12 protein-coding genes and 1 pseudogene are annotated in these 10325 nt (G+C 67.5%); 11 read left to right on the top strand and 2 right to left on the bottom strand.

What is annotated here, in order from left to right:
- From StrepF001_RS42940 to StrepF001_RS46090, 6 genes are all read left to right on the top strand, one after another.
- A partial coding sequence (locus StrepF001_RS42940; RefSeq protein WP_129803507.1) for a sigma factor-like helix-turn-helix DNA-binding protein occupies nt 1-626 on the top strand: 626 nt, incomplete at its 5' end.
- A 171-nt stretch (nt 627-797) separates the two neighbouring features.
- Entirely contained in the window at nt 798-2033 is a 1236-nt protein-coding gene (locus StrepF001_RS42935) for an FAD-dependent oxidoreductase (protein ID WP_129803506.1), read from the top strand.
- 127 nt (nt 2034-2160) lie between these two features.
- Complete coding sequence (locus StrepF001_RS42930) at nt 2161-3861, top strand: FAD-binding protein (protein WP_165396568.1); 1701 nt, start codon at nt 2161-2163, stop codon at nt 3859-3861.
- A gap of 119 nt (nt 3862-3980) precedes the next feature.
- On the top strand, nt 3981-4727 hold the full coding sequence (locus StrepF001_RS42925; protein ID WP_129803504.1) for an SDR family oxidoreductase: 747 nt from the start codon (nt 3981-3983) through the stop codon (nt 4725-4727).
- 166 nt (nt 4728-4893) lie between these two features.
- A complete protein-coding gene (locus StrepF001_RS42920) occupies nt 4894-5481 on the top strand; it encodes a YceI family protein (RefSeq protein WP_129803503.1) in 588 nt (195 codons plus the stop codon).
- Nucleotides 5478-5648, top strand: coding sequence for a hypothetical protein (locus StrepF001_RS46090; protein WP_206307141.1), 171 nt, complete (start codon nt 5478-5480; stop codon nt 5646-5648). The genes StrepF001_RS42920 and StrepF001_RS46090 overlap by 4 nt, the downstream gene beginning before the upstream one ends.
- A gap of 171 nt (nt 5649-5819) precedes the next feature.
- Here StrepF001_RS46090 and StrepF001_RS42915 read toward each other — a convergent pair whose 3' ends face one another.
- Together StrepF001_RS42915 and StrepF001_RS42910 are read right to left on the bottom strand one after the other, a co-directional pair.
- A complete protein-coding gene (locus StrepF001_RS42915; RefSeq protein ID WP_129803502.1) occupies nt 5820-6080 on the bottom strand; it encodes a WhiB family transcriptional regulator in 261 nt (86 codons plus the stop codon).
- Nucleotides 6081-6208: 128 nt separating this feature from the next.
- Nucleotides 6209-7237: an aldo/keto reductase gene (locus tag StrepF001_RS42910; protein WP_129803501.1), complete on the bottom strand. Its 1029-nt coding sequence runs from the start codon at nt 7235-7237 to the stop codon at nt 6209-6211.
- 161 nt (nt 7238-7398) lie between these two features.
- Here StrepF001_RS42910 and StrepF001_RS42905 point away from each other — a divergent pair, with 161 nt between their 5' ends.
- The 5 genes and pseudogenes from StrepF001_RS42905 to StrepF001_RS42885 form a co-directional block, all read left to right on the top strand.
- A complete protein-coding gene (locus tag StrepF001_RS42905) occupies nt 7399-7956 on the top strand; it encodes a TetR/AcrR family transcriptional regulator (RefSeq protein ID WP_129803508.1) in 558 nt (185 codons plus the stop codon).
- A gap of 132 nt (nt 7957-8088) precedes the next feature.
- Nucleotides 8089-8292, top strand: coding sequence for a hypothetical protein (locus StrepF001_RS42900; protein WP_129803500.1), 204 nt, complete (start codon nt 8089-8091; stop codon nt 8290-8292).
- A gap of 333 nt (nt 8293-8625) precedes the next feature.
- Nucleotides 8626-9213, top strand: coding sequence for a hypothetical protein (locus StrepF001_RS42895; RefSeq protein WP_129803499.1), 588 nt, complete (start codon nt 8626-8628; stop codon nt 9211-9213).
- A 292-nt stretch (nt 9214-9505) separates the two neighbouring features.
- Entirely contained in the window at nt 9506-9676 is a 171-nt protein-coding gene (locus StrepF001_RS42890; RefSeq protein WP_206307140.1) for a hypothetical protein, read from the top strand.
- Nucleotides 9677-9856: 180 nt separating this feature from the next.
- Nucleotides 9857-10325: pseudogene (locus tag StrepF001_RS42885) on the top strand (hypothetical protein); the annotation flags it as partial.

Here is a 10325-nt window from a genome sequence, read left to right as displayed (position 1 = left end):
TTCCCGAGCCGGTCGACACCAGCGTGGATCCGCAGGTGGGCGCGGAGCGGGCCGAGGCCGTCGATCTGGCGGTTCTCTTGCTCCTGGAGAAGCTGAACCCCGCGGAACGGGCTGCCTACGTTCTCAGGGAAGCCTTCGACTACCCGTACCAGCAGATCGCGGACATCCTGGAGACCAGCGAAGCCAATACACGCCAGTTGGTGAGCCGCGCCCGGAAGCATCTGTCAGCGGAACGCCGGGAGCCGGTCAGCCCGGACGCTCACCGGCGACTGCTGGAGGTGTTCCACGCCGCGGCGCAGACCGGCAGTCTGTCGGCGCTGGAGGATGTTCTCACCGCGGACGTGGTCAGCTACTCCGACGGCGAAGGGATGCGCGGAGCGTCCAGGATTCCGGTCGTGGGGCGTGCGCACGTCTCCAGGTACCTTGTCGCCTTGGCCCCACGTTTCTGGCCTCGGTCAGACGTTCGCCGGGTCGGGGCCAACGGCAGGCCGACCGTCCTTGTCTCCGCCGAGGGGAACTCGGTGGCTCTGCTGTCCGTCGATGTGTCGGCACGAGGCATCGAACGCATCATGTGGTCAATGAATCCGGCCGAACTGGCTCCTTACGTGGCTTCGCTGAACAACTGAGGCAGTCTTCCGCCGCCCCTGCACGCTGGTGGCCCGAAAGCAGGCCGGTACAACGTTGTGACAGCCGGTTCCTGTCCCGCCCGAGCCGCCGCCGGGGATGTCACAGGACGAGGGGCCAAGCGGTCTGAGGGGTGACCCTCCCAACATCAATCGCGGCACGCGACATCCGAGATGAGGAACCCTGTGGATACTTTCGTGATCGTCGGTGGCGGTCTGGCGGCGGGCAAGGCGGCCGAGGCACTGCGGGAGCACGGCCACAGCGGCCCGCTCATCATCATCGGCGACGAGCGGGAGAAGCCGTACATTCGGCCGCCGCTGTCCAAGGGTTACCTGCTGGGCAAGGAGGAGCGCGATTCGATCTTCGTGCATCCCGATGACTGGTACCGGGAGCACGATGTCGACCTGCTGCTGGACACGCGTGCGCGCGCGGTCGACCGGCGGGCACGGACGGTGGAACTCGACGACGGCCGTCAGGTTCCCTACACCAAGCTGCTCCTGGCCACTGGCTCGACGCCACGTCGTCTGACCGTCCCGGGAGCGGACCTCGACAACGTTCTGTATCTGCGCCGTGTGGGAGACAGCGAACGGCTCAAGTCCGCCTTCACGGCGGGGGCGAAGATCGTCGTGATAGGTGCCGGATGGATCGGTCTCGAAACCGCCGCGGCCGCTCGGACGGCCGGCGCCGAGGTAACGGTGCTCGAGCACGCGGAACTTCCCCTGCTGAAGGTGCTGGGGCGCGAAGCGGCTGAAGTGTTCGCTGCTCTCCATGCTGATCACGGCGTGAATCTGCTGCCCGACGTGGACGTGGACTCCCTCACCGGAACAAACGGTCGGGTGGACGGGGTGCGGCTCGCTGACGGCAGGCACCTGGCCGCGGACGCCGTGGTCGTGGGCATCGGCATCACGCCCAATGTCCAACTCGCCCAGGAGGCGGGCCTGGACGTGCAGAACGGCATCATCACCGACGAGCATCTGCAGACTTCCGGGGCCGACATCTACGCTGCGGGCGACGTCGCCAACGCCTACCACCCGCTGCTCGGCCGCCACCTGCGGGTCGAACACTGGGCCAATGCCCTGCATCAGCCGGATGTGGCGGCGCTCAGCATGCTCGGCAAGGACGCTGTCTACGACCGGCTGCCGTACTTCTACACGGACCAGTACGACCTCGGAATGGAGTACACGGGTTACACGGAACCAGGCGGCTACGACCGCGTCGTCTTCCGCGGTGAGCCGTCCGAGCGACGCTTCATCGCGTTCTGGATGGCGGGGAGCCGCGTACTGGCAGGCATGAGTGTCAACGTGTGGGACGTCATGGCCCCGATCCGGTCCCTCATCACCTCCGGGTCGGACTTCGACGACGCACTCCTCTCCGACCCGAACGTGCCCCTGGACCGCTTCCTGCCGTGACACCCCGGCGCGGGCGGGAGTGGGGCGCGGAAGGGTGTCACAGATACCGGAGCGGCCTGGTCGTAGTGAATGAGAACCCAGGCGATCGGAGCAGACAGTGGCTATCAGCGAACAACGTCTTTCCACCATGGTGCTGGTGATCGGCACCGGTGGTGCCGGGCTGCGAGCGGCGATCGAACTGGCCGAGGCCGGTATCGACGTCCTTGCGGTCGGCAAGCGTCCCAAGGAGGACGCCCATACGGCGCTTGCTGCCGGAGGAATCAACGCGGCCCTGGCCACCATGGATCCCGAGGACAGCTGGCAGCAGCACGCGGCCGACACTCTCAAGGAGAGTTATCTGCTCGCCGACCCCCGCACCGCCCAGATCGTCACTCAGGGCGCCGCCCGGGGCATCGACGACCTGGAACGCTACGGGATGGCCTTCGCCAGGGAAGAGGACGGCCGGATCTCCCAGCGCTTCTTCGGCGCACACAGGTTCCGGCGGACCGCCTTCGCCGGCGACTACACCGGTCTGGAGATCCAGCGCACGCTCATCAGGCGCGCGGAGCAGCTCGACATCCCCGTGCTCGACAGCGTCTACATCACCCGGCTCCTGGTGCATGACGGCGCCGTCTTCGGTGCCTACGGCTTCGACCTCACGAACGGAAAGCGTTACCTGATCCACGCCGACGCCGTCATTCTTGCCGCGGGCGGCCACACCCGCATCTGGCGGCGCACGTCCTCCCGGCGCGACGAGAACACGGGCGACTCCTTCCGCCTTGCCGTGGAAGCCGGGGCCCGTCTGCGCGACCCCGAGCTGGTCCAGTTCCATCCTTCGGGGATCATCGAGCCGGAGAACGCGGCCGGCACCCTGGTCAGCGAGGCCGCCCGTGGTGAAGGCGGGATCCTGCGCAACGCGCTCGGGGAACGGTTCATGGCCCGCTACGACCCTGAGCGAATGGAGCTGTCCACCCGCGACCGCGTGGCCCTGGCCTCCTACACGGAGATCAAGGAAGGGCGGGGGACGCCAAAGGGCGGCGTGTGGCTCGACGTCTCCCACCTGCCGCGGCAGACGATCATGACGCGGCTGCCCCGTGTCTACCAGACTCTGCTGGACCTGCAGATGCTGGACATCACCCGCGAACCGATCGAGATCGCGCCCACGGCCCACTACTCGATGGGCGGGGTGTGGGTGCGTCCCGAGGACCACAGCACTGATGTGCGTGGCCTGTACGCCATCGGTGAGGCGTCGAGCGGGCTGCACGGCGCCAACCGCCTCGGTGGGAACAGTCTCATCGAGCTGCTGGTCTTCGGCCGTATCACAGGCCAGGCGGCCGCAGCCTACTCGCAGTCCCTGACCGCGCATCCGCGGTCGGCGTCGGCCATCGCGCAGGCCCGCGCGGAGATCGACGATCTTCTCGCAGCCGACGGACCGGAGAACGTCCGCGCCCTGCAGCGCGCCATCCGCAACACCATGACCGAGCATGCGGGAGTCGTACGCGACGAAGAGGGCCTGCGCGCCGGGCTGGCGGAACTCAAGGTGATCGAGAAGAGGATGGAGGACGTGGGCATACACCCGGACATCGCCGGCTATCAGGACCTCGCGCACGCCTTTGATCTCAAGTCCGCCGCTCTGGCCGCCCGGGCCACTCTCGAAGCAGCACTGGAGCGTCGCGAGACGCGTGGCTGTCACAACCGAAGCGACTACCCGGACCTGGATCCCGCTCTGCAGGTCAATCTCGTGTGGTCCCCGGAGACGGGAATCACCCACGAGAGCATTCCGGCCATCCCGGACGAGATTTCCTCTCTGATGCAGGAGGTCTCCACGGATGGAAAGCTTGTCGAATGACCTCGGGCACTCCACGAGGGGAGATCTTCCCGATTCATGCGAGCGCCCTGTCACAAGTAGCGCCGCTGTCCGGTCACTTCTAGTGCAGACAGATTGAAAACCTCCGAGAGGAAGCCGTCATGAAGGTCGTAGTGATCGGTGGAACCGGGCTCATCGGCTCGAAGCTGGTCGGAAAGCTCAATGAGCACGGGCACGAGGCGGTCGCGGCCGCACCCAACACCGGTGTCAACACTCTGACGGGCGAGGGTCTGGCCGAGGTCCTGGAGGGCGCGTCGGTCGTGGTCGACGTGTCCAACTCCCCCTCGTGGGAGGAGGAGGCCGTCATGAACTTCTTCCGCACCTCCACGGCCAACCTCCTCGAGGCGGAGGCCAAGGCCGGCGTGGCGCACCACGTGGCGCTGTCCGTGGTCGGCACCGACCGTCTCCAGGAGAGCGGGTACTTCCGGGCCAAGCAGGCCCAGGAAGACCTGATCAAGGAGTCCGGCATGCCCTACTCCATCGTCCACGCCACCCAGTTCTTCGAGTTCGTCAAGGGGATCGCGGACATCTCGACCGAGGGTGACACTGTGCGTCTGTCCCCCGCCAAGATCCAGCCCATCTACTCCGACGACGTGGCCGCGGCCGTCGGCCGCACTGCGGTCGGTACGCCCGTCAACGGCGTGGTGGAGATCGCGGGCCCCGACGTGTTCCAGCTCGACGAGCTGGTCCGCACGGCACTCGCCGCCAAGAACGACCCCCGCACGGTCGTCACGGACCCGCAATCCCCGTACTCCGGTGCCCAGCTGGAGGAGACCACGCTCCTGCCGGGTCCGGACGCGCACATCGCCGAGACCAAGTTCGCCGACTGGCTCGCGCAGCAGCAGTAAGTCCAGCCGGGGCCCCTGCCAGCCGGCGTCCGGCTGGCAGGGGCCCCCTGCACTCCGGCCGCAGGTTCACCCCCTCGCATACACAGCCACTGCATTGGCATTCCTTGCCGCAGTGTGCCGGAATTCGCCCCTGTCTGAGATCCATGCACCAAGGAACCGGCTCGCCATGTTCATCCGCAAGGAAACCACTGTTTCGCATGCCGCGCCCTATGAAGGGCTGACCGGCGTCTATTCCATTGACCCGGTCCACAGTACGATCGGATTCTCCGTCCGGCACGCCATGATCACCAACGTGCGAGGGAAATTCACCGACTTCGAAGGGTTCCTCAAGCTCGATGGAGCCCATCCCTCGCGGTCCAAGGCCTACCTCAGTGTCCAGACCGGCAGTGTGGACACGGGTTTTGCCGAGCGGGACGCACATGTCACCGGCCCCGACTTCCTCGACTCAGCGACGTTCCCTCTGATGAGCTTCCACTCCACCGGAATCCTCGATGCCGGTGACGACCGGTTCCGCATGGCGGGATACCTCCGGATCAAGGACGTGGAACTGCCTCTTCACATCGACCTCGAGTTCGGTGGAGCGAGCAAGGACTCCTACGGCCAGAACCGCATCGGCTTCGAGGGTGCGGCCACCCTGCAGCGCTCCGACTGGGGACTCGACTGGAACACGGCCCTGACAACAGGTGGGGTCCTGATCAGCGACAAGGTGAAGCTGATGCTCGACATATCCGCTGTACAGCTGGGCACACAATGACCCGAGCCACTGAGAACCGAACCGACATCGTGGCCACAGTCGTGTCGCTGGCCGCTGAAGCCACCGAGCTGCAGACCCGTGTCAACGAGCTTCACCAGGAACTCGTGGACCTCAACGAACGGATCAGAACCATCTCCACCGTTCTGCAGCAGCTCTCCCCCAGTTGAGGCGCGCTCACCGGAAGTCGGGGGCAGATGACGACGAAAGGGCGGGGCGGCATCTTTGCCGCCCCGCCCTTTGGAGTGCGCCGGTGTGCGCGGCTCGGACTTCGGCCATGTGCGCCTTGGCTCGCTCAGGAAGGCGAGCAGAGACCGGTACGGTGGAGGTGCTGGGAACCGTCACGCCGTTGTGACCGTGTTCTTGGTCTGGCGGGCCTGACGCCGCCTCACCGCGCGGCGTTCGCTGTCCGTCATGCCGCCCCAGATGCCTTCCACCTGCCCCACCCGTATGGCCCAGTCGAGGCACTGCTCCATGACAGGGCAACGGCGGCACACGGCCTTCGCTTCGTCGATCTGCACAAGCGTCGGACCGGTGTTTCCTACGGGGAAGAACAGATCGGGGTCTTCGTGCAGGCATGCTGCCCGTTCGCGCCAATACATTTCAATCATGGTCCTTCTCGGCTGTACAAAGAGTTTTTGCGGATGTCAGCTGAGACCGGGTAACCGGCGTACGTGTGACACACAGCCGAATTCCGCGTGGCGCTGAAGGGGACCATGCCTTCGGGATGTCAGGTGGCGGAGCGCTCGTCGGGTCGGCGGCGGCGCAGCGCGGTCTGCTGGATGGCGGGTGTGTGGTAGGCCGTGTCGAGCGTCCCGATGTCGGTGCCGGGCGGCACGATCGCGTCGATCTGGTCGAGGATTTCGTCGGTCAGGGTGGTCTCGGCGCCGGCGAGGAGGTCGTCGAGGTGGTCCATGGTGCGCGGTCCGATGATCGCGGAGGTGACGCCGGGATGGGAGATCGCGAAGGCCGTCGCCAGGTGCGTCAGCGACATCCCGGCCTTCTGGGCGAGAGGGATGAGCTGTTCGACGGCGTCGAGCCGGCGCTCGTCGCTCAGGTGCTTGAAACCGAAGCGGGCCCGGTGGCTGTCGGCCTGCCGGCCCTTGCGGTAGCGGCCGGTGAGCAGGCCCCCCGCGAGAGGACTCCAGACCATGGCGCCCATGCCGTAACGCTCGCAGACGGGCAGCACCTCGCGCTCGATGCCGCGGTTGAGAATCGAGTACGGCGGCTGCTCGGTGCGGAACCGCACCAGGCCGCGCCGCTCGGCGACCCACTGCGCCTCGACGATGTCCGAGGCGGGAAAGGTCGAGCTGCCGATGGCCCGGACCTTGCCCGCGCGTACCAGGTCGGTGAGGGCTGAGAGGGTCTCTTCCACGTCGGTGTCCGGCGCGGGCCGGTGGATCTGGAAGAGATCGACGTGGTCGGTGCCCAGGCGGCGCAGGGAGTCCTCCAGCGCGCGGACCAGCCAACGCCGCGAGTTGCCCTGCTGGTTGGGGTCGTTCCCCATCGGGAGGTGGGCTTTGGTGGCCAGCACGACATGGTCCCGGCGGCCCTTGAGGGCCTTCCCGACGATCTCCTCGGACTCGCCGCGTGAGTAGGCGTCGGCGGTGTCGACGAAGTTGATGCCCGCGTCCAGCGCCTTGTGGATGATGCGTATGGAGTCGTCGTGGTCGGGGTTGCCCAGGGCGCCGAACATCATCGCGCCCAGGCAGTACGGGCTGACCTTGATGCCGGTTCGGCCCAGCGTGCGGTACCTCATTGGTTCTCCTCGTGCGTTGGCCGGTGCGCTGCAGCGCGATACGCTTGCGTAAGCGGAACAGCGTTCCGCTCCGCTACGACGATACGGAACGCTGTTCCGGTTAGCAAGAGGAGTACACCGTGAGCGACGGCCCGGCGGACGGGGGGCGGCCCCGCCAGCGCATGCGCGCCGACGCGCAGCGCAGCATCGACACGCTGCTCACCGCGGCTGCCGAGGTGTTCGCCACCTCCGGCGTGGACGCCCCCGTGCGACAGATCACCGCCAGGGCGGGCGTGGGAGCAGGCACCCTCTACCGGCACTTCCCGCAGCGCTCGGACCTCATCGCCGCGGTCTTCCGTCACGAAGTCGACGCCTGCGCCGACGCCGCTGCCTCCCTTGTGGCCCAGCATGAAGCGGTCGACGCGCTCGCCCGGTGGCTGCAGCGTTTCGCGGCCTTCATCGCCACGAAGCGCGGCCTCAGCGCCGCTCTGCACTCGGGAGACCCGGCCTACGACAGCCTGCCCTCCTACTTCCAGCAGCGCTTCGTGCCTGTCCTCGGCGCGCTCCTCGACACCGCGGCGAAAGCCGGCCAGATCCGCTCCGACATCGATCCCGAGGACCTGCTGCGCGCCGTGGGCAACCTGACCCTGCCCGCCCAGGAGGACGACAACGGCCACACGCAGCGCATGATCGCCCTGCTCGTCGACGGACTCCGCTACGGCACCCACGGCTCCGTCTGAGCAACGGCTCCGGCACTCCCGGCAAGCGGTGTCCGGCGTGCGGCTGTCACACGTTCCTCAGCTGTCCGGTCTATGCGGAGGGTGGCTCGCGCGTCGCTCGCGCAAGCCCTCGCAGCGAGGAAGGAAGCACACATGGCCTCAGGAGCCAGGGATCGCCGACGCATCCACGTCCCCGACCAGCACTCCGGCCCGGCCGCCGCCAGTGTGTCTCTGGCAGCCGAGGCTGCCCTGCTCGAGGCCCGCCTCCGCCTGCTTCAGGAGGCGATCGACACGGTCGACGCACGCATCGAGGCGATGTCCGACGCGCTGCGCGCGAAGCGTTCCATGCCCTGCTGACCGCGACGAGTCACAACAACCGGTAGCAGGACTCGTCCCGCAAACCGGTGGGCGATGTGGTCCGTCCACCGGACACACCACGTGTTTCCATACCCGGTCCTTCTGCCGCGAACAGTGGCAACAAGCCCGTCGGCTCCACGCTGAGCTGCCCTCTTTCGTGCCCTGTCGTCAGCAGGGTGAGTCCTTTGGGGACCCGTGGGCCCGTCTCGCGCATCTATGTTCCCCATGGGGCCCTGCATATGATGTCGGTGGGGGACCCATTCCCGCGTTCGGTCTGAGCGGCACCACACGTGAGCCGGGGCGCGGCACGAAGGGTTGAGATGAGAGGAACACATGGTCTCTGTAACTCACGCGGCGCACAACATCGAGGTCACCGCTGAGAGCCTGCAGGAGGAACTGGCCCGCCTGCAGATCCAGAAGCAGGCGCTGGAGAGGGAGCTGGCTGCGGTCGTGGCGCATCTCGGCTCGGTACAGCGGGCCCTCAGCGCCCTCGAGACCCTGATGCTCGACCGGGCTGCTGCGGCCTCGACGGGTACGGCGGACGCTACAGCTGCACGGGGCCAGGCTACGACGCCCGGCGAAGCGCAGACCGACCGCGCCTCCGCTGAATCCACAGACGCCACACCGAAGTCCGCGCCCCGGCCTCGGAAGCCGGAGAGCGGCAAGGAGGCGGAGCGTCCTGCAGCCGCCAGCACCGCCACGGTCGGGCAGAAGAAGTACGGCAAGCTCACCGAACAGATCATGGAGTACTTCGCCGACGTCGGTGATGTCGACGTCCGGGCCCGTGATGTTGCCGCGGCGCTCGGTCGTGACTCCGACAGTGGAAGCATCAACGGCGTCCGCAGCACACTCGACCGTCTTGTCGGTGCCTCCCGTATCGAGCGCACCGGCCGGGGCCTGTACCGCGCCAAGCGTTCCTAGGGCCTGGCCGACGCGGCGGCGCAGCGGCACGCTGTGCCCGGAGCCGAGCGATGAATGCGCCCGGGGACCACCCATCGGGGGGTTGCGTGGCGCCCGGGCGCTGCACCTGCGGGCTCTAGTCGCAGGTGTTGCGTTCCGGACACCTGTCACGGGAGTTGTGTCCGCGGCGCCCGGAAACGCTGTGATCAGCATATCAAAGCTTTGCCACTGTGTGACATGCCAGGGCGCCGGTGAAGGCTTAGTCAGCGCGGCAGCATCCCGTACGCCGGCGTGGGCCACCTGCGCGCCGAGGTTGTGCCCTCTCTGGCCGCTGCTGCAGCAGGGTGCGGGAGTCGAGCGGGCGCATCTCGTCCTCGCCACCCGCGCCGGCGACCGCAGCCGCCTGGTCACCGTCTTCCGCACCGCCGCCCGAGCTCACCTCAGCGGCCCCACGGACGCGGGCGGGCTCCCCTCCCACCGCTGATCGAGAACCACCCTTCGGTGAGTTCACCGGCAGTGTTTGTTCACTGCTGCGGACCGGGTGACTGAACAATCCGTGCCGCATTGAACTGGACCTACGGTGCCGGCATCCGCACCGCGAAGACGTCGGGATCACAGCACGCAGAGAGGTCCTTGGATGTTCAGGAGAGGGAGCGTCGCCGTCGTGGCCGCCGGGCTGGTACTGGCCGTCGGCGGCTGCGGCGGCGGGACGGACGAGAAGGCCGACGCGTCGGGCAGGGCGTCGGCCAAGCCGACGCCGACACGGCCGCCGTCCAGGGAACTGGTCAAGTGGGTCGGCGACATGTGCGTGCAGACGAGCGCGCTCGAAGACCTCCGGGCGGAGAGCGCAGCGGATCTGAAGCAGATCCGGAACCCGGACGAGGCCGGTTCGGACGCCCACCTCTTCGCCGTCAGCTACCTCTCCCGGACACCGCCGGCGGTGGACGATGTGGAGAGCGCCCTGACGGAGCTCGACCCGTCGGGCGTTCCCGCGGCCGACCGGCTGCGCAACGCCTTGCTGAAAAAGGTGAAGGGCGTCGCGGACCACCTCGACGAGGTGTCGCTGATCGATGCCGCCGTCGACGCCGAGGGCATCGTCGCGGACGTCGACAAGCGCGTCCAGTTCCTCACCC

Origin of the sequence: Streptomyces sp. F001 (assembly GCF_004187715.1) — a bacterium.
Classification (GTDB): Bacteria; Actinomycetota; Actinomycetes; order Streptomycetales; family Streptomycetaceae; genus Streptomyces; species Streptomyces flavusporus.
The sequence above is the reverse complement of the archived record's forward strand: the minus strand, read 5'-3'. Positions and strand labels throughout refer to the sequence as shown.